This is a genomic window from Symbiopectobacterium purcellii, assembly GCF_019797845.1.
GTDB classification, from domain to species: Bacteria; Pseudomonadota; Gammaproteobacteria; order Enterobacterales; family Enterobacteriaceae; genus Symbiopectobacterium; species Symbiopectobacterium purcellii.
This window is the reverse complement of record NZ_CP081864.1, coordinates 3,045,844-3,066,184: the sequence shown is the minus strand read 5'-3', so window position 1 is coordinate 3,066,184 and position 20,341 is coordinate 3,045,844. Positions and strand designations below refer to the sequence as shown.

The window sequence follows — 20,341 nt, the reverse complement described above, 5'->3', positions numbered from 1 at the left end:
TTTGCGCGCGAATAGCAGATCCCCCTTCACCTCCATAGGCTGCACCACCAATTCCATCTGCTGACCCCCCATTTCCGCCTGAGCCACCCGTAATATTGGCCACGGTGCTCATTGTTCCACCAGAGAGCACGGCTCCCGTGCCACCGCCGTCAGCGCCCGCTGCGCTTGCAGAAGTAACATTGCCACCGTTACCCCCATTGCCACCGATAATGGCAGATGAGACAGAAGATAAATTTCCCTGAAAACCAATTCCGCCGCCGCCATTTCCTTGTGTACAACTGTTACATACTGCATCACCTCCATTTGAACCCGAAACACCTATTGGAGACGACGCGGTTCCTGAATTTCCGCCTATACCTCCATTACCTGCTGTACCCCCTGACACCGCGTTACCATTGCTGCCATTTCCTCCTCGAATATTGCTACCATCATTTCCAGAAGAAACTTCAGGGGAGCCGAGCCCACCGCTTCCGCCACCGCCGCCAGCACCACCGTTTATGCCAAATTGGTCATTCGAATTGTAGCCACTGTTTCCCCCATTTCCATCAGCGAATACGGGGGGGATTATGGTATAAAGAACCCCAGTTAATAGAAGGAATACTTTTTTTTTCAGTGTTTCTTTATTAAATGTGTTAGAACGGTATTTCCGTTTAGATATAAGTTTTAATGTGAGGTGAGCCGTATTTTTTTTCATTACTGGCCTCTGTGTCTGTGACTTGTAATATATGTTTTTCAGCGATAATCAATGTGTAAGTGAGTTTCTCTGTTATATGCGGTCAATGAAGTTAACGTTGATTTCTAATGGCAATGCTGGCCAGTGTTAGCCAGCGATGTTGATGCAGGTGAATGCAAACGGTTTCTTTTTATTATGATTCAGTGCAATGTATTTTCATTGTAGTCAAATTCTTAAATTTGATTTTTATTTATAAGTGTCATTTGATGTCACGTAATTAACCAAAGCTAATATGTCATTTCCTTCTTTTAGGTTCTTTTCTGAGAATCAACCTAAAGTCCTTGATATCGACTGCCGCCATTTTATCTGACAGCCTATATGGCGTTACAGTACTGACACATCCCCCTTGCGTACAAAGGCAATCTATTGTGTATTAAGCACATGCAGGTCTGACAATTGCCAAGAGAAGAGCCCTATTGATGCAACGAAACCTTTTGATGCGAGTGCCTCAACGCGCTGTGCAGGTGTGGCTTCCCGTCCTGTTTGCCGCATTATTTGCTCTGTTTTGCGCCTCGTTACCGGCTACGGCTGCTGATAACACCACGCCTGCGGATGTGACTGCTGCCGCAAAAATCAATGTAGACAGTGAAGTCGCCAAATTGCAAAAGCAGTTGGATGGCATCAAGCAGCAGGTCTCAAATGCCGCCAGCGACAGTAAATACGGCGAATTGAATGACGCTGTGCAGCAGTTGATCGGCAACACCAACGATCTCGCAACTGCGTTGGCGCCGCTTCAGGCACAGCTCCAGGCGCAAGTCGATGTGCTGGGGCCTGCGCCAGAGCAGGGGGCAGCGATAACGGAAACCAGCGAAGTTACGCGTAAACGTGCCAGTTTGAGTGTGCAAAAAACCAAACTGGACGCGCAGCTGGAACAGATTCAGGCCATCAGAACGGGTGCCCTCAATCTCTCGGCGCAGATAGTTACGCTGCGTCGCAATGCGTTAAAAACGCAACTGGCACTTAACTCGGGCAGCATTCTGGGGGCGAGTTTCTGGTCCCCTCTGTTGGCGTCTCAGGCTGAGGATGAAAAGCGGTTGACGCAGTTTCAGGCGCAGCTCAGTGATACGTTGAGTGCAACCTGGGAGCCGGACTGGCGGTATGGAACGTTGTTTTATCCGCTGTTGGCGCTGGCGTTAGCCACGGTGGGCCAACGGCTACTGGAAAAATATCTGGCACGTGCCGGGATCCGTTGGCTGCCGGAAGGGCGGCTACGCCGCAGTTTCCTCGCTTCTGCGACCGTACTCTCTTCCGTCGCGACCATCGGGCTTGCCGCAAACCTGCTTGACTATACGCTAGCGCGCCCTGGCGATGTGCCAGCCACTATCGAGAGTTTTCTGGATAATCTGGTACGGCTGGCCGTGTTTAGCGCCATGATTGCCGGGCTGGGGCGGGCGTTTCTTTCCAACCATCGTCCATCCTGGCGCTTGCCTGCTATAGCTAACCCGGTTGCCAAAGCGATGGACCCGTTCCCGATTATTGCCGCCAGTCTGATGTTTGTGTTTGGCATGCTTGAACAGCTTAACACCACGGTGGGCACCTCCGTTGCTGTCACTATCGTTGGGAACGGGCTGTCTGCATTGGCGCTGGCATTAACGGTGGGGGCCATTGCGCTGCGCAGCAATCAGGTGCGACGGCAGATGGTAGAAGCGGGGGAACAGCCGGAAGCGCGCTCCACACTGTCAGGGTTGGTGCATTTGGCTACCTTGCTGACGGCGATTGCCGTGCTGATTTCATTGGCGATTGGCTATATCTCATTGGCGCGTTTTTTGATTTATGAGTTGATATGGGTGGGGATGGTGCTTTCCTGCCTGTATCTGCTGATAACCCTGGTGACCGATCTCAGTGAAAGCATTTTTTCGCCCAATACTGCCAGCGGACGTCGTATTAAACGCTCTCTCAATTTGGACGATCGGCATCTGGCACAGGCGACTTCTCTGGCGTCGGTGTGCGGGAAAGTCTTTCTGATTCTGATGGGGGCGGTGGCGTTGCTAAACGGCACCTTTGGCACCACGACACCGATCGAGTTGTTGCAAAAATCGGTGGAGATCTGGGGCGGAAAAGGGCTGGAATCGCTAAGCATCGTGCCGGCTAATCTGGTGAATGCCGCCGCATGTCTGGTGATTGGTATCTATGTTTTGCGCTCATCCCGGCGTTGGTTAGAAGATGATTTTCTGCCCAAGACCACGCTGGAAAAGGGGATTCGCGCTTCGCTGGTCACCCTGTTTACCAATATCGGTTATATCCTGCTTATTCTGTTGACGCTGGCGGCGTTGGGGATCCAGTGGAACAAGCTGGCGTGGATTGTCAGCGCCCTGTCGGTCGGGATCGGTTTTGGTCTGCAGGAGATCGTTAAAAACTTTATCTCCGGGCTGATTTTGCTCACCGAACGTCCAGTTAAAGTCGGGGATTTGGTTAATATCAGCGGTGTTGAAGGGGATATCCGGCGTATCAACGTGCGCGCGACCGAGATTCAACTTGGCGATCGCTCTACGGTCATCGTGCCGAATTCGCAGTTCATCTCGCAAAACGTGCGCAATATTACCATGGGTAATGCGATGGGGGTGGCAACGCTGGCGTTAACCTTCCCTCTGGATGCCGATCCTGAAATCATTCGGGAGATCCTGCTCAACGCTTATGGCGATCATGAGTCCATTTTGGAAACGCCTGCGCCTTCGGTAACCTTTAGCCAGCTTACACCGACGGGGATGGTGCTGAGTGTGACCGGTTATGTTCCCAGCCCTCGCATGGTCTCAGGGGCAAAAAGCGATTTGTTGTTTGAGATTATCAAGCGGCTGCGCACTGCCAGCATTCCTCTGGCCTCTCCGCAAAAGATGGTGCTGGAAAACGCCTCGGACGCCACCTTGCTACCGGAATAACAAAAACGCCCATCGTGGAAAACCGTGATGGGCGTTTTGCGGACTAGCCTGAAACAAGCCGCTAGAGCGCTGTTATTCGACCTGTGCTTTCACCCGCGCGATATAGATTTCACGCAGTCGTTTGGCAATCGGGCCGGGCTTACCGGTGCCGATGGTTTTGCCGTCCAGTGAAACCACCGGCAGTACAAAGGTGGTGGCTGAACTGAGGAAAATCTCGCTGGCGTGGTAGGCCTCTTCCGGTGTGAACGGACGCTCTTCCAGAGTGATATTGTCCTTGGCGGCGAGTTCAAGCAGTGACTGACGGGTAATGCCGTGCAAAATGTCATTGCTCAGTTGGCGCGTTACCACGGTGTTATCGGCCAGCACGATATAGCAGTTGCAGGAGCTGCCTTCGGTGATAAACCCGTTTTCCACCAGAAACGCATCATCTGCGCCTTTGCTGTGGGCCACTTCTTTTGCCAAACAGGCCGCCAGCAGGCTGACGGTCTTGATATCACGGCGGTGCCAGCGAATGTCCGGGCAGGTCACTACGTGCAAGCCGGTTTCCGCTTTCGGATTATCGATAACCGCGCGTGCCTGAGTAAACAGCACCAGTGTGGATTTCACTTCCGCACCGGGAAAGTGAAAATCGCGATCGCCCGCGTTGCCACGGCTGAGTTGTAAATAGATAGCTCCTTCGTGCAGCTGATTTTTATCGATCAGCGCCAAATGGATCTTTTTCAACTCCTCAATAGAGACCGGCAGTTGCAGTGCGAGTTCACGGCAGGAAAGCTGCAAGCGCGTGATGTGGCCGTCATATTCAGCCAGCTTCCCATTGATGACCGCAGTCACTTCGTAGACGGCGTCGGCGAACAAAAAACCGCGGTCAAAAACGGAAACCTTGGCGTCCTGCTCTTCTACATACTGACCGTCAACATACACAATACGTTGCATTACAACACTCCTAAAGAAGGTAAATGGCCTGACAATAAACGTGCGTGCCAGACCACACGCGAATCAGCACTAGCCCCACAGCGCGGCTGAAGGCGGGTTGATGATGCTGCCTTGGTATTCCAGCCCGTTATCGCGATCGCGTTGCAGCAACAGTGGGCCATCCAAATCCACCACATCAGCCCCCTGCGCCACGATAAACGCAGGTGCCATCGCCAACGATGTACTGACCATGCAGCCTACCATAATTTTTAGGCCATGCTTGACTGCTTCATCACGCAGCCGCAGCGCTTCGGTTAGGCCACCGGTTTTGTCGAGTTTGATGTTAACCATGTCGTAACGACCCACCAGTCCGGCCAGTGAATGACTGTCGTGACAGGACTCATCGGCACAAATCGGGATGGGACGTGGCAAGGATGCCAGCGCCTCATCTTTTCCGGCGGGCATCGGCTGCTCAATCATGGTAACCCCCAGTTTGACCAGCTCCGGTACCAGACGGGTATAAAGTGCTTCATCCCACCCTTCGTTGGCATCCACGATCAGGCGCGCGGAGGGAGCTCCTGCACGTACGGCGGCGACCCGTTCCAGATCGTGTTGATCGGCCAGCTTCAGTTTCAGCAACGGACGGTGTGCCTGCTTCTCTGCCGCATGACGCATGTGTTCGGGTGTGTCCAGTGACAGGGTATAGGCGGTTTCCAGCGTGTGTGGTACCGGCAGAGTGAGCCGTTGCCAGATGCGCTGACGATAGAGCTTGCACTCCAAATCCCACAGGGCGCAGTCGAGCGCGTTGCGCGCGGCTCCCGCAGGCAAACGGGATTGCAGTGTGAGTCTGTCCAGCCCGTTGCGCAAGTCGCTCTCAAGCGACGCGATTTGCTCTGTGACACTGTCGACTGACTCGCCGTAACGCGCGTAGGGCAGGCATTCACCATAGCCGGTAATATCACCGGCCCTGAGGGCGGCAACCACCACATCGGCCTGCCTTTTGCTACCGCGTGAAATGGTAAACACTTCACGCAGCGGCCAGCTTTCACGAGATAAGGTAAGTTCGGTCATAGGCTGGCCAATGCTTCAACGATACGGCCCACACCGTGGCGCACCGGATCAACCGCCGGCAGGCCGAATTCGGCTTCAATGGTTGCCAACAGAGAGAGGGCGGCGTCTTCATCCAGAGCGGAAGTATTCACCGAGATGCCAACAAACCGGGCATCAGGGTTGGTCAGCCGCGCCATCGACAGGTTGAGTGCCATGCAGGCCGCCAGATCGGGGATCGGGTAGTCAACGCCACGCATGGTTTTGCGTGTTGGTTCATGACACAGTACCAGCGCATCCGGTTGTGCACCGTGAATAATCCCGGTGGTCACGCCTGCAAAGGATGGGTGGAACAATGAGCCTTGGCCTTCAATCACATCCCAGTGATCCGCATCATTGGCGGGAGCCAACACTTCAACGGCCCCGGCGATAAAGTCAGAAACCACGGCATCAATACTGACACCTGCACCGCTGATCAGAATACCGGTCTGGCCGGTCGCGCGGAACGTCGCCTTGACGCCGCTTGCCAGAATCTCTTTTTCGATAGCCAGCGCCGTGTACATTTTACCACAGGAGCAATCGGTGCCGACGGGCAACAGGCGTTTGCCGCTGCGCTTGCGGCCGTTTGCCACTGGGTAGGTTTCCGTTGGATGGCGCACGTCAAACAGGGAACGCCCCAGTTTTGCCGCCAGTTCGCGCAATTCCGGCACGTCAGCGAGTTTGTTGTGCAACCCGGCGGCGAGGTCCATGCCGCTTTCCAGGGCTTCACGTAAAATGGCGATCCACTGTTGAGAAATAATGCCGCCCCGGTTAGCCACGCCAATCACCAGGGTTTGTGCTCCGGCGGCCCGTTCTGCTGGGATATCCAGATCCGGCAGGCCGCAATCTGCGTGACAATCCGCCATACGGTATTGGCCCACGCAATATTCGGGGTGCCACTGCTTGATGCCGATAGCGACCTTGGCGGCTAACTGATCGTGCGCATCACCAAGAAAAAGCAAATAGGGCTTTTTGATATCCATTATTTTTCCTCATTAAATTTTTGACGTAATAAATGATAAATCGCTATCAGGCGCGTCAGTGATTGTTATCTGGATAACAGCTGATTACCTTTGATAATATTCATTGGCTTTTTATTGTCAATATGGCGGTGTTTTTAGCATAATGTAATGGTGTGGTCTGTTTTTTTGGCGATTGAATGAGTTGATTTCTTTTTAATTTGGTGTTTTAGCCTGCGTTGTGCGTTGTGCGTTATTTTGTTATTTCCTCGGTTTTTTATAAAAACACACGGCCATACTGTTTTCTTATTCTTTTTATTTTGTTGTTTTTTTAAGTGTTTTTTGTTTTTCACTGTCTGCTTCATTTTGGCGCAATGCCATAAAGTTGGGCCCAGTAATAATGCAATGCGTCATTATTTTTCAATGGGTGTTTGAGCCTTATTCACGTTACTCATACCATCGCATTGAAAACAAGAAAAAGTAATGCAAAGTTGCTCTAGTGTTATTGAAATAATATGCTGAACCGTGAAAGGTGATGGCAAATGTCAGCATAAAATTTGGCGATAAGCGCCCTCAGTGTAAATTTTTCTTGTTCGCACTCTCGACAGCCAACAATTTCTACGATAGCGTAACAATTAGCTCACAAGAGCTAAGCGTCGCTCGGACGGTCCGGGCGCTCACGTATCCTGAGGATGTTATGGCTGATTCAAATTCTCCGCGTCGTTTTACGCGCATCGATCGTCTTCCCCCGTATGTATTTAACATTACCGCTGAATTGAAAATGGCTGCCCGCCGTCGTGGCGAGGACATCATTGACTTCAGTATGGGTAACCCGGATGGGCCGACACCGCCTCACATCGTCGAGAAACTGTGTACGGTCGCGCAGCGGGATGATACTCACGGCTATTCCACTTCACGCGGCATTCCGCGTTTGCGTCGGGCCATTTCGCGTTGGTATGACGAACGCTATGGCGTCGAGATCGATCCGGAAAGTGAAGCCATCGTCACGATTGGCTCCAAAGAAGGGGTGGCACACCTGATGCTGGCAACGCTGGATCACGGTGACACCGTATTAGTGCCGAACCCCAGCTATCCCATTCATATCTACGGTGCGGTGATCGCGGGTGCACAGGTGCGTTCTGTGCCGCTGGTGGAGGGCGTTGATTTCTTCAACGAACTGGAAAGGGCCATCCGCGAAAGTATTCCCAAACCCAAAATGATGATTCTGGGCTTCCCCTCGAACCCAACGGCGCAGTGCGTTGAGCTGGATTTCTTCGAGCGCGTTGTTGCGCTGGCGAAGCAGTACAACGTGCTGGTCATACACGATTTGGCTTATGCCGACATCGTGTACGATGGCTGGAAAGCACCGTCGATCATGCAAGTTCCGGGCGCGAAGGATATTGCCGTCGAATTCTTTACCTTGTCCAAAAGTTACAACATGGCCGGGTGGCGCATCGGCTTTATGGTGGGCAATAAAGAGTTGGTCAATGCGCTGGCGCGCATCAAAAGTTATCACGACTACGGCACCTTTACCCCGCTGCAAGTCGCCGCCATTGCAGCCCTTGAAGGCGATCAGCAGTGCGTGCGCGATATTGCCGAGCAATATCGTCAACGCCGTAACGTATTGGTGAAAGGGCTGCATGAAGCGGGATGGATGGTGGATGAACCCAAAGCCTCCATGTACGTTTGGGCGAAAATCCCTGAACCTTATGCGCATCTGGGTTCATTGGAATTTGCCAAACGGTTGTTGGCCGAAGCAAAAGTGTGTGTGTCTCCCGGCATCGGTTTTGGTGATTACGGCGATACGCATGTGCGCTTCGCGTTGATTGAAAATCAGGATCGTATTCGTCAGGCGGTACGCGGTATCAAGGCTATGTTCCGCGCTGATGGGCTTCTTTCTGCCGGAAAATCATCGGTAGCCTGATTGTCAGCACCGCTTGCTCCCCGGTGCCCACCGGGGAGCTGCCGTTATGCACCCCGTCTCTTTTTTTTCATTTTGTGAGCAAAGTGGGTTTGGCGTTACGCCATCGCGCGGGTGGTTTTGCTACACTCCTTCTCCGGTTTTCATTACAACAAAAGATGAGAGTAGTCATGCGGTCCCCTTTGTTGACGTTTTCAGCAGTCACCTTGTTGTGCATTACGCTGGTCGGTTGCCTGGCACCGACGCGCTCCATTACGCCGGCATCGTCAGTGTCTTCGGTCAGTGCTGCCGAGCAACTGAATCAGATTGCGTCGTTGGTAGCGGCAAGCCGTTATTTGAAATCCCAATGCAATCGCAGCGATTTCCCCGATGACGGCACGCTCCAACGCGCCGCCCTGGCCGTGGCGCAGCAAAAAGGGTGGAACACCGCCCATTTCCCTCAATTGGCCTCGCGTAGCGAAAACCTGTATCAAGGGTTATTACAGGATGGTACGTCGAAAGAGGCGCAGTGTTCAGAGTTCAACCGCTCACTGGCCCCGTTTATTGATTTCATCAGAAAAGATTTCAGGTAATACGTCTCGTATGATGTCGCCGGGCGCTACTCCGCGCCCACCTCTTTGATATCACCGCCAGGCCAGTCCGAAAGCGCATCCAGAATGAAAATCTCTCCGTTGGCATCGAAGAGTGTGACGTCCTGCTGAATCTGTTCGATCACCAACCCTTCCATTGGACTCTCTCCCTCTTGATAACGCACGCCGTTGAGCGTCACGCTGCGTCGCGACGGGTCTGAGGTGAACACATGCGCGCTATAAGTCAGCGGTGGCACTTGTCCCTTTTCAACTTTAGCCGGTTTTGGGGCAGCTGCTGGGGACGGTGACGGATCGGCCTTCGGTGCTGTCGGCGGGCTTGCGGGAACGGCTTGTGTCAATGGCGGCATATTCTCGCTCGGTGGGGCTTCGTTGTGCGGTTGTGCTGCGTTTGTCGTCGATGCCATAACGCGCGCGGGCCTTTCTATCCAACGTTGGTGAGCAAACCACCCCAATGATAGCAGCAGTAGCGCATAGGTCACCAACAGATACCCCGGCATCGCATAGGTTGCTGTCAGGGGAAGATGTGGCGAAAGGCGAGAGGGAGCTATCGGTTCCACGCGGGATTTTCCTTATTACATTCAACATGTGCCACTGTGCGTCAGGTTAGGGGCGAGGAGGGCGACAAAGGCCGCATGCAAAACACGTATGTATTGAGGGCCTCTTTACATGCCCGATTTTATGGCAAATGAACAGCGCTAAATGCTTTTACCTGATGGTTCTGTGACGGCAATTTGATTTCATGAAAAAGTCATAATCTACCTTTGCACTACTAATGAAACCTTGAGCTTAGTCTCAAAAAAAAGGCGTAGATATGCTTTAATAACCTCACTAATGAAATGGAGTTTTATTAATAAAGGTATATCGTTTCTTTTGTGTTACGTGCGACATGGCGGTCAATAAAAGATGTGAAAAATTTGCATGTAAAAATGTAAGTAATTTTTACGTTAAATAAAATTTAACAACCACAAGCCATGGTTACCCTTGGTCAGGGTGTTTTTTTGTCTAAATAATAAAAATATATCAAAGAATCTAAAGAGTAATTTTTATATGCGGTGAAAAAAAGCCGCAGGACATTATGTTGTCTTTTTTTGTCACAATACTGAGGGATAAAACTTTATGTTAGTCAAAAATAGTCGGCGTTTCCGCTATAGCGTACTTTGTGTTGCCTTGTCGTCTTTATTCTTATCCGGATGCGATAACAGCTCATCGCATACCGAACTGACTGATGACACGCTACCGGTTAAAACCGCCCCGTTTGGTTGGACCGCGCAGTATAAGGATGTGGATGGTACGGCAGCAGCCACAACCGGTGGAGAAGGGGCGCGGGCTGAAAGTATTTACGTTGTGAGTTCTCGCCAGGAATTAAAAGATGCGTTAAGCAATGTGCGCAGTCCCAATTACCTTGCCGGGGATGCCACGGCGGAGCTGACTGCCAAGCTTGAGCCAAAAATTATCTATTGGGTTGGCACCATCCGTGGCGATGATTTAGGCAATGGCACTTATGCGGACGCCACCTACTATAAAACCAAACCCAATAAAACCACCTTTGATTTTGACCTGTATGTGAAGGCGTTTGATAAGGATTATCTGGCGCAGTTGCAAGCGACAATTGATGCCGGTGGCGCAGAAGCGACAACGGCGCAGACCGAACTTACGCTGCTGAAAAAACAGAACGGTCAGCGCTCGCAGTATGCCAATAACCAGAAAGCGCAGATCCAGTTCCAAGTGCCGCCCAATACCACCATTTTGGACGTGGGACAAGATGCGAGGCTGGAAGAGGGGTATCTGTCAATCAATACCCTGAGCCATACCTTCAACAAGACGGATAACAGCAACATCATTATTCGCAACATTACCTTCCAGGCCCCGCGTGACTTTGCACCCGCCTGGGATGCCGGTGATGGCGCATCAGGAAACTGGAATGCGCGTTACGATGCGGTCTCTATCAATGCCAGTAAAAATGTCTGGATCGATCACTGTACCTTTACCGACGGTGAGCACCCAGACAGCAAAGAGCAGGTGCTGTTTGGTAAACACATTCAACGTCATGATGGTTTGCTGGATATCGAAGATGGCGCGGATTACCTGACCATATCCTATAACGTTTTCGAAGAGCACGATAAAACTACCATTATCGGTTCAGGTGACAGCGATGAGGGTGAATACCGCATTACCTTTGAAGGTAACCTGTGGAGCAACTTAACTCAGCGCGCACCGCGCGTGCGTTTTGGTCAGGTGCACCTGGTGAATAACTACCACCGTGGCGCCACCGATGCGGATTATCCCATTCTTTATTCCATCGGTATGGGGTTTGCCTCTTCTATTTTATCCGAAGGAAATGTGTTTAATTTCCAAGGTGCGGGTGCAGAGGAAAGTACCATTATTGGTGCCTATAAAGGCAGCAAATTTAAAGATAACGGCTCCTGGTTTAATGGCGCACAGGCCAAAAACTTGAACCAGATAGCCATTGAAAAATGCACAGCATTGCAAGAAGAAGAAAAAGCCGCTGCGGAGAGTGCAAACAAAGCACCAGGAAACTGGGCGTTGGAAACCTGTACCAATGATATTGATTGGGAACCGCCTTATACCTATGCCGTGGGTAAATCTATCGCAGCCGTTGAAAAGTATGTTTTGGAAAATGCGGGCGCAGGAAAATTGTCAATATCGCTGCCTGACTGATTATTTGCCAGGGATGGTTTTTAACACCGTTTTTTAAGGCTAGCAATAGAACAGTTAATATTCACTATTACACGGGAAATGATTTTATGACGCAATTTTTACCCAGAACCCGATTAACGTTGTGCGCAACCTTGGTATTGGGGGGATTGTTGGCGGGCTGTGATAATAACTCCAGTCATACCACCACGCCGGTTGACCGTTCAGCCGCACCGCAGAAATTGCAGGTGCCGACGCTGGCCTTTGATGACAGCACTATCTCGCTGGCATGGGAGAAGCCCACGACCCCGAGCGGTGAGATCAAAGACTACAACGTGTATATGAACGGCAAGCTGCTGGGCAGCACGCTGGACAACCAGGATAAACACTCACCTGCCAAACCGTATATCGATAACTTCTACAGCAAATTCGATGCGGATAACTGGCATGTGCGCGTCAAGTTCCACAACTTCACCGCTGACAGCACGGACGGTTTGAAACCGGATACCGAATACAAGTTTACGGTGCGTACCGTGTATGCCGATGGCAAAGAGTCGGTAGACAGTGAAACCCTCACGCAACGTACCAGCAAAACGCCGCATGTGATTGATGTGAAAGCAGAAGGTGCGGTGGATAATGGTACAACGGTAAACACCACGATCATTCAACAAGCGATCGATTCCTGTACCATCCAGGCGTACCCAGAAGGGTGTAAGGTGCTGCTGAGTGGCGGTGTATTTAAGAGCGGTGCGCTGTTCCTGCACAGCGATATGACCTTTGAAATTGCGGAAGGTGCCAAACTGCTCGGCTCCGAAAATCCTGCGGATTATCCGGTAGCAAAAGGCTATTACCTTTACCCGTACCTCATTCAAGGTGAGATGCTGACCAAACGTCCTCCGTCTCTGCTTAACGTGCTGGAAGCTAACGATCACGGTCACACCGAAGCGGGAACGTTCAAAAATATCCGTATCGTGGGTAAAGGCAGCATTGACGGCAATGGTTGGGTAGCGGGTATTAGTACGGCTAAACCTGCGGCGACCCTTACCGATGAACTGGGCAATGAACTGCCGCAAATTCGTGCCAGTAGCTCGGCCAAAGTCAGCAGCGACGGTATTCTGGCGAAAAACCAGACGCAAGCTGCCGTCGATGAAGGTGTGGCACTGGACGATGCCTACAAAAACCGCCGCTCATCGATGATGACGCTGCGTGGCGTAAGCAACCTCTATGTGGGCGGCCTGACCGTTCTGAACCCGGCCTATCACGGTGTGATGGCGTTGGAATCAGAAAACGTGGTGATGCACGGACTGCAACACAAAACCTATGACGGTAACAACGCCGATGGTATTGAGTTCGGTAACAGCCAAAACGTCATGGTTTATAACAACTTCTTCGATACCGGGGACGACAGCGTCAACTTCGCCGCAGGGTATGGTGCAGGGGTTGAAGAGTTTAGTCAGAAAGCGCAAAGCGGTGCCTGGATCTTCAACAACTACTTCCGTGAAGGTCACGGTGCGGTGGTTGCAGGCAGCCATACTGGTGCCTGGATCGAGAAGATCGTCTCTGAAAACAACGTGATGTACCTGACTGACGTTGGTCTGCGCATGAAGAGCCGTCCGTATTACGGCGGTGGTGCGCGTGACGTGCTGTTCCGCGATAACGCGATGAAAGATATCGGTGGCAACGAGCCGTTTATTTTCACCATCGCGTACAGCGCGGATACCAACGACACCCTGCCTGCCAAAGAACCGGCACAGTTCCGCGATATCACCGTATACAACATCACTATCGATGGCTCTAACAAGAAGAGCAGTATCGCGGTGGATGGTATGACTCAGGCAGCAATGGATACCGCGTATGGGTTTGATCTAGGGGCTGTTGACAATTAACACAGCCAGACGAATGCAGCAGCGAGCGCAACGAATGATGCGAAGCGTTTTGAGAGTTTGTCGAAGCGTGTAGCTACGCGTCGAAATTGCTTGATACGGCAAAAGAAACGTTCGATCAAATTGCGTGAAGCGTAAAGATGTTTGTCCAGTGGGCGTTGCTCACGGCGATTCTCTTTGCTGGGGATGACAGCCTGAATGCCTACCGACTCCAGATATTGTAGAATCACATTCGTATCGTAGGCTTTGTCTGCAGCCAAGCTTGAAGGTTTCAATTCACCAAGTAAAGGCAATGCTTCTCTGGTGTCGCTCTTTTGACCACCAGTCAAACTAAAACGGGCAAGCATGCCCAGCCCATCAACCAGAGCGTGAATCTTGGTTGTCAATCCCCCGCGAGAACGACCAATCGACTGGTCACCGTTTTTTTGGGAGCGCCCGCTGCATGCTGATGAACCCGTACGATAGTGCTGTCGATGAAGATTTCCTCGAAATCGGCATCGCCCGCAAGTTCAGCAAAAACGGAATGCCATATTTCTGCCCGTGACCATCTGGCAAAGCGTTTGTACACACTGTTCCAGAGTCCGAAATCGGGTGGTAAATCTCTCCATGGGCTTCCAGTTCGGGCGATCCATAAAACCGCTTCGACAAAAAGCCGATTATCTGCTGCTGTTCGTCCCGGATCCGAATCCTTTCCCGGCAAAAACGGGCTAATCCGTTCGTATTGGTCATCACTGAGCATCAATCTTGGCATTCTGCTTTTCCAAAAAAGACAGAATGTAAACAGATTCTTTTACAAAAAAACAGGTTCTTGGCGATGATTGTCAACAGGCCCTAGGTCGCGACGCGTATCATAAGAACTTCGATTTTGAAGATGTGAAGTTCCGTAACGTCAAAGCGACGGCCATTGGCTTCCTGCATGACAGCCAGTTCAAAAATGTCACCTTTGATAACGTATTGAATGGTGCACAAGCCTGGAGCTTCGGTGAAGGGGTTTCTAACGTCAAGCTGAAAGACAGCGTGAACGACGAGACCATCACCACGACGGGTTCGCAAACCATCACGCGTGATGCAGCAACGCAGTAACGCCGTAGTGTAACGCTATCCCCACGCCAGTAATGGCGTGGGGAAAGGAGAATGTCTCAGGTGATACAACAACGCGTACAAGGTTTACTGTCTATCGGCACGCGTCTGCCTTCCTCCTGGCTCCGGCTCGGGGTGATGGGGCTGTTGTTCGTGCTGATTTGCCAACAGCTCGCCGTCTGGACCTGGCGCGTGTTGTTGCCCGCGCAACCGATGGTGAACGCCGTCTCTCTCTCGCCTGCACATGCTACGTTAACACCGTCACAAACCACCGTGTATACGCTGTTTGGCCGCTCTCCCAGTGCGACTTCACTTAAGCCTGTGCCAGAGGGCGTATTAGAGGGGGATATCCCCGTTTCTTCTCTGCAACTGACCGTGACCGGCATTCTGGCAAGCCGACAGACCGATCGCGCCATTGTGATTATCGCCAAAGATGGTCGGCAATTCAGCCGTGGCGTCGGCGACGCCGTTCCTGGCTATGAGGCCCGGATTGTGACCATCTCTGCCGATCGTATCGTACTAGAACACCAGGGGCGTTATGAAGCGCTCTACCTGTATCGCGATGACGTTGGCGCAACCAACAGTAACAGCAGCAGTGCCTCCAAGCCGCCCGCGGCAGCACTGAGCGCAGTACGTAATACATTAAAATCAGAACCGATGAAGGTGATGGAATACCTCTCGATCGCCCCTCAGATGAAAGATAACGCGTTAGCGGGCTATCGCCTGAACCCGGGGAAAAAAACCGAACTGTTCTACCGCCTGGGGCTGCATGACAACGATCTGGCGGTGGCGCTCAACGGTATGGATTTGCGTGATACAGAACAGGGACAGCAAGCCATGGCGCAACTGCCGCAGTTGAGTGAATTGACGTTGACGATAGAGCGCGACGGACAGCGCCAGGACATTACGTTGACCCTTGATGGGGCGGCGAACGATGAGAGTGAACAGCACGCGGGCAGAGATGAGCCGTAACGGGAGACGAACAGGTGGCGCAACGTGTTTTTAGCAAAGGGCGGCGGATGACTGGCTTGCGGTTGGTGGGGGCGGGCCTTCTCATGATGGTTTCTGCCTGGTGCTGGGGCGCGGAATTTTCCGCCAGCTTTAAAGGGACGGATATCCAGGAGTTCATCAATACCGTCAGCAAGAATCTGAATAAAACTGTGATTATCGATCCCGCGGTGCGCGGTTCTATCACGGTGCGCAGCTACGACATGATGAACGAAGAGCAGTATTACCAGTTCTTCCTCAGCGTGCTGGACGTGTACGGTTTTGCCGTGGTGCCGATGGATAACGGCGTGCTAAAGGTCATTGCCGCCAAAGATGCCAAAACCTCATCGATACCGGTTGCGACGGACAAGCAGCCGGGTATCGGTGATGAAGTGGTAACGCGCGTGGTGCCGGTGAACAACGTTGCCGCGCGTGATTTAGCACCGCTGTTGCGCCAGCTTAACGACAATGCAGGATCGGGTAGCGTGGTGCATTACGAGCCGTCTAACGTGTTGTTGATGACCGTCCGCGCCGCGGTAGTGAAGCGCCTGATGGAGATCGTGGAGCGCGTCGACCGTACGGGCGATCGCAACGTGGTGACGGTCCCGCTCTCCTACGCCTCATCAGCCGAAGTGGTGAAGCTGGTCAATGAACTGAATAAATCTGACGAAAAAACCGCGCTGCCGGGGGCGATGACCGCCAACGTGGTGGCGGATGAGCGCACCAATGCGGTGTTGGTGCGCGGTGAGCCTAAATCACGTGAGCGCGTGATCGCCATGATCAAACAGCTCGATAGGCAGCAGGCGGCGCAGGGTAACACCAAGGTGATTTATCTCAAGTTTGCCAAGGCTGCCGATTTAGTGGAAGTGCTTACCGGCGTCAGCGACAGTTTGCAAAAAGATCAGCAAACGACGCAGCCGGGTACCGCGCTACGCCGTGATATCTCAATCAAAGCACACGAACAGACCAATGCTTTGATCGTGAATGCCGCACCGGATGTGATGCGCGATCTGGAGCAGGTGATAAACCGCCTCGATATTCGCCGTCCGCAGGTGCTGGTAGAGGCTCATTGCTGAAGTACAGGACGCCGATGGCCTTAATCTGGGCATTCAGTGGGGCAATAAACACGCTGGGATGACGCAGTTCAGCAACACCGGGTTGCCGCTTTCCACCGTGGTGACGGGCGTTGATCAATACCGCAAAGATGGCACTATCCCCACCGCGCTGGGCACGGCGCTCGGCAGCTTTAACGGTATGGCGGCAGGATTCTATCAGGGCAACTGGTCGATGCTGCTGACCGCCATTTCCAGCGACAGCAAAAATGACATTCTGGCGACGCCAAGTATCGTTACGCTGGACAACATGGAAGCCAACTTCAACGTCGGCCAGGAAGTGCCTGTACTGGCGGGATCGCAAACCACGGCCAGCGATCGAATCTTCAATACCGTTGAGCGCAAAACTGTTGGGATCAAACTCAAGGTCAAACCGCAGATCAACGAGGGGGATTCGGTACTGATGGAGATCGAGCAAGAGGTTTCCAGCGTGGCCGATTCCGCCTCCAGCAGCAGTTCCGAATTGGGCGTGACCTTTAACACCCGCACGGTGAGCAACGCGGTGCTGGTAGGGAATGGTGAAACCGTGGTGGTGGGGGGCTTGCTGGACAAGAGCACCACCGAGAGCGCGTCACGCGTGCCGATATTGGGTGATATTCCGGTGATTGGTGCGCTGTTCCGCTCCAACAGCAAACAGGTCAAGAAGCGTAACCTGATGCTGTTTATTCGCCCCACCATCATCCGCGATCGCCAGCAGTACCAGACGGCTTCTAGCGATAAATACCGCTCATTCAGCGAAGAGCGCGGGCAGCAACGTGAAGGAGATAACCGCGATAACCTGCTGCATGACAAACAGTTGCGTTTACCGGGCAGCGGTAACACGCAAACATTTCTTCAGGTGAAAACCGCCATTACCGCGCTCTACCCCACGGGGGGCCGATGAGCGAGCTTAACGCCAGCATGCCGGAATGGCGGCCTCTGTTGCCGTTTGCCTATGCGCGCACCCATCGCATCCTGCTGTTACAGGATGGCGCAACGCAGCAGCACAGTGTGATGTGTGAGGCGGCAACGGCGGCAACCGCGCTGATGGAGGCGCGCCGCGTGGCGGGCAGCGCTTTCACGGTAGCGTGCGTCAGTGTACAAGAGTTCGATCGGCAGCTGATCGTCTGCTATCAGCGTGATTCCGATGAAGCGCGACGTCTGATGGAAGACATTGGCAACGAAATGGACTTCTACACCCTGGTGGAAGAGTTGCCGGACAGCGACGATCTGCTGGACGCTGACGACGACGCGCCGATTATCCGTTTGATCAATGCCATGCTGACCGAGGCCATCAAAAACAAAGCCTCGGATATCCATATTGAAACCTACGAACGGCACCTGCTGATCCGTTTTCGCGTGGATGGGGTGCTGCGCGAGATTTTGCGCCCACAGCGCAAGCTGGCGTCACTGCTGGTGTCGCGTATCAAGGTTATGGCGCGTCTCCACCTTGCCTTCCAGCCACGGCGAACGCGTGGTGCTGCGTCTGCTCGACAAGAACAGCGTCCAGCTCGATCTCGCCGCACTGGGGATGTCGCACGCGTTGCGACAACAGATTGACGCATTGATCAACCGTCCGCACGGCATCATCCTGGTGACCGGGCCGACCGGTTCCGGTAAAAGCACCACCCTGTATGCGGCGCTGAGCCGTTTGAATGCCACCGAGCGCAACATCATGACGGTGGAAGATCCTATCGAGTATGAACTGGAAGGCATCGGGCAGACGCAGGTCAACACCAAAGTGGACATGACCTTTGCGCGCGGCCTGCGCGCTATTTTACGTCAGGACCCGGACGTGGTGCTGGTGGGTGAAATTCGTGATGGCGAAACCGCGCAGATAGCGGTGCAGGCCTCACTCACTGGCCACCTGGTGCTTTCCACCTTGCACACCAACAGCGCGCTGGGGGCGTTGTCGCGCTTGCAGGATATGGGCATTGAGCCGTTTCTGTTATCCACCTCGTTGCTGGCCGTACTGGCGCAGCGGTTAGTGCGCACCCTGTGTCCTGACTGTCGTGAAGCACACCCGGTTGATGCCGCACAGGCGCAGCAAATGGGCATTACACCGCACAGCACAGTGTATCGGGCCGTCGGGTGCACGCAGTGCAACTTTACCGGCTACCGTGGCCGTACCGGGATCCATGAACTTTTACTGGTGAATGACGACGTGCGCGCCGCCATCCACCGTGGCGACGGTGAACTGGCGATTGCCCACCTGCTGGGGCCGGAACGTCTCACCATACGCCAGGACGGCATCAACAAGGTGTTGGCCGGTTTAACCACCTGGGAAGAGGTTATTCGAGTAACGCAGGAGGAGTGAGATGGCGCTGTTTCACTATCAGGCATTGGACGAGCACGGAAAACGCTGTCGCGGCAATCAGGAGGCAGATTCGGCTCGCCATGCACGACAGCTACTGCGCGAGCGGGGCCTGACGCCATTGGCGTTGAGCGAAGGGCAAGGCAGCGGGGAGGCATCTGCTACACCGCGTTTTTCACTACGTCGTACGACGCACATCAGCGCAGCGGATCTGGCGCTGTTGACGCGCCAGTTAGCTACGTTGGTGGCAGCTGCGCTACCGCTGGAAGAGGCGCTGGATGCAGTGGCGCGTCAGAGCGAAAAGCCGGCCTTGAGCAACCTGATGAGCGGTGTGCGTAGCAAGGTGATGGAAGGGCATTCGCTGGCGGAAGCGATGAAAGCGTTTCCCGGCTGCTTTAGCCGTCTCTACTGTGCCATGGTCGCCGCAGGCGAAACCTCGGGCCATCTGGATACGGTGTTGAACCGACTGGCTGATTACACCGAACAGCGCCAGCAGATGCGCAGCCGCATTCAGTAGGCGTTGATTTACCCGTGCGTATTAACGGTGGTGGCCATTGCCGTGGTCAGTATTTTGCTGTCCGTCGTGGTGCCGAAGGTGGTCGAACAGTTTATCCACATGAAGCAGGTACTGCCGCTGTCAACCCGTGTGCTGATGGGGCTGAGCGATATGGTGCGCAGCGCCGGGCCGTGGATTGTTATTGCGCTGGTGGTCGGAGCCTTTGTCGCCCGTGCGCTGCTCAAGCAGGAAACGCGTCGCCTGGCGTATCACCGCCGCCAGCTCGGCGTGCCGGTGATCGGGCGTATTTTACGTGGCCTTAATACCGCGCGCTATGCGCGCACGCTCAGCATCCTTAACGCCAGTGCGGTGCCGCTGTTGCAGGCGATGCGCATCAGTGGCGATGTGATGAGCAATGATTATGCGCGCCATCGTCTGTCGCAAGCGACGGAGGCGGTGCGCGAGGGCGTCAGCCTGCACAAAGCGCTGGAACAAACGGCACTGTTTCCGCCGATGATGCGCCACATGATCGCCAGTGGTGAACGCAGCGGTGAGTTGGACAGCATGCTGGAACGGGCGGCAGATAATCAGGACAGGGAGTTCAACGCGCAGATGTCCATGGCGCTCGGGCTGTTCGAACCGTTGTTGGTGGTGACGATGGCGGCCGTGGTGCTGTTTATCGTGCTGGCCATTCTTCAGCCGCTGCTGCAACTGAATACCATGATGAGCATGTAACGTAATCCCCGTTCAAGGGGGCA

At 53.4% G+C, this 20,341-nt stretch carries 12 protein-coding genes and 4 pseudogenes; 10 read left to right on the top strand and 6 right to left on the bottom strand.

The features are described from left to right. Positions 1-108: 108 nt before the first annotated feature. Positions 109-294, bottom strand: coding sequence for a hypothetical protein (locus K6K13_RS14470; protein ID WP_222157626.1), 186 nt, complete (start codon positions 292-294; stop codon positions 109-111). Between the two features lie 876 nt (positions 295-1,170). Between K6K13_RS14470 and K6K13_RS14465 the strand changes: the two genes are divergently transcribed. Then, complete coding sequence (locus tag K6K13_RS14465) at positions 1,171-3,609, top strand: DUF3772 domain-containing protein (RefSeq protein ID WP_222161111.1); 2,439 nt, start codon at positions 1,171-1,173, stop codon at positions 3,607-3,609. A gap of 72 nt (positions 3,610-3,681) precedes the next feature. Here K6K13_RS14465 and K6K13_RS14460 read toward each other — a convergent pair whose 3' ends face one another. The 3 genes from K6K13_RS14460 to dgcN all read right to left on the bottom strand — a co-directional run bounded on the left by K6K13_RS14460 (position 3,682) and on the right by dgcN (position 6,590). After that, positions 3,682-4,542, bottom strand: a complete 861-nt coding sequence (locus tag K6K13_RS14460; protein WP_222157625.1) for a D-amino-acid transaminase — start codon at positions 4,540-4,542, stop codon at positions 3,682-3,684. Between the two features lie 69 nt (positions 4,543-4,611). Further along, positions 4,612-5,592: an N-acetyl-D-Glu racemase DgcA gene (gene dgcA, locus K6K13_RS14455; protein WP_222157624.1), complete on the bottom strand. Its 981-nt coding sequence runs from the start codon at positions 5,590-5,592 to the stop codon at positions 4,612-4,614. After that, complete coding sequence (gene dgcN / locus K6K13_RS14450; protein WP_222157623.1) at positions 5,589-6,590, bottom strand: N-acetyltransferase DgcN; 1,002 nt, start codon at positions 6,588-6,590, stop codon at positions 5,589-5,591. Before dgcN ends, dgcA begins: the two co-directional genes overlap by 4 nt. A gap of 673 nt (positions 6,591-7,263) precedes the next feature. Between dgcN and alaC the strand changes: the two genes are divergently transcribed. Continuing rightward, entirely contained in the window at positions 7,264-8,490 is a 1,227-nt protein-coding gene (gene alaC, locus K6K13_RS14445; RefSeq protein WP_222157622.1) for an alanine transaminase, read from the top strand. 167 nt (positions 8,491-8,657) lie between these two features. Continuing rightward, positions 8,658-9,059 (top strand): type II secretion system pilot lipoprotein GspS, encoded by a 402-nt coding sequence (gspS, locus tag K6K13_RS14440; protein ID WP_222157621.1) that lies wholly within the window; start codon positions 8,658-8,660, stop codon positions 9,057-9,059. Positions 9,060-9,085: 26 nt separating this feature from the next. Here the strand turns inward: gspS and gspB are convergent, their stop codons facing one another. Then, positions 9,086-9,574 carry a type II secretion system assembly factor GspB gene (gspB, locus tag K6K13_RS14435; RefSeq protein WP_222161110.1) on the bottom strand — a complete coding sequence of 163 codons (489 nt, stop codon included), beginning with the start codon at positions 9,572-9,574 and terminating at the stop codon, positions 9,086-9,088. A gap of 619 nt (positions 9,575-10,193) precedes the next feature. Here gspB and K6K13_RS14430 point away from each other — a divergent pair. Further along, the gene (locus tag K6K13_RS14430) at positions 10,194-11,756 is read left to right on the top strand and encodes a pectate lyase family protein (protein WP_222157620.1); all 1,563 of its coding nucleotides are present in this window, start codon (positions 10,194-10,196) and stop codon (positions 11,754-11,756) included. Positions 11,757-11,842: 86 nt separating this feature from the next. Next, positions 11,843-13,618, top strand: a complete 1,776-nt coding sequence (locus K6K13_RS14425) for a glycosyl hydrolase family 28 protein (protein ID WP_222157619.1) — start codon at positions 11,843-11,845, stop codon at positions 13,616-13,618. Here K6K13_RS14425 and K6K13_RS14420 read toward each other — a convergent pair. Beyond that, a pseudogene (locus K6K13_RS14420) lies at positions 13,615-14,354 on the bottom strand (IS5 family transposase). The gene K6K13_RS14425 and the pseudogene K6K13_RS14420 overlap by 4 nt on opposite strands. 134 nt (positions 14,355-14,488) lie before the next feature. Here K6K13_RS14420 and K6K13_RS14415 point away from each other — a divergent pair. From K6K13_RS14415 to gspF, 5 genes and pseudogenes are all read left to right on the top strand, one after another. After that, positions 14,489-14,698 carry a hypothetical protein gene (locus tag K6K13_RS14415; RefSeq protein ID WP_222157618.1) on the top strand — a complete coding sequence of 70 codons (210 nt, stop codon included), beginning with the start codon at positions 14,489-14,491 and terminating at the stop codon, positions 14,696-14,698. A 51-nt stretch (positions 14,699-14,749) separates the two neighbouring features. Continuing rightward, entirely contained in the window at positions 14,750-15,667 is a 918-nt protein-coding gene (gene gspC, locus K6K13_RS14410; protein ID WP_222157617.1) for a type II secretion system protein GspC, read from the top strand. A 47-nt stretch (positions 15,668-15,714) separates the two neighbouring features. Next, positions 15,715-17,677: pseudogene (gene gspD, locus K6K13_RS14405) on the top strand (type II secretion system secretin GspD). Beyond that, positions 17,674-19,090: pseudogene (locus tag K6K13_RS14400) on the top strand (GspE/PulE family protein). Before gspD ends, K6K13_RS14400 begins: the two co-directional pseudogenes overlap by 4 nt. A 1-nt stretch (position 19,091) precedes the next feature. Beyond that, a pseudogene (gspF, locus tag K6K13_RS14395) lies at positions 19,092-20,318 on the top strand (type II secretion system inner membrane protein GspF). The last annotated feature ends 23 nt before the right edge of the window (positions 20,319-20,341 follow it).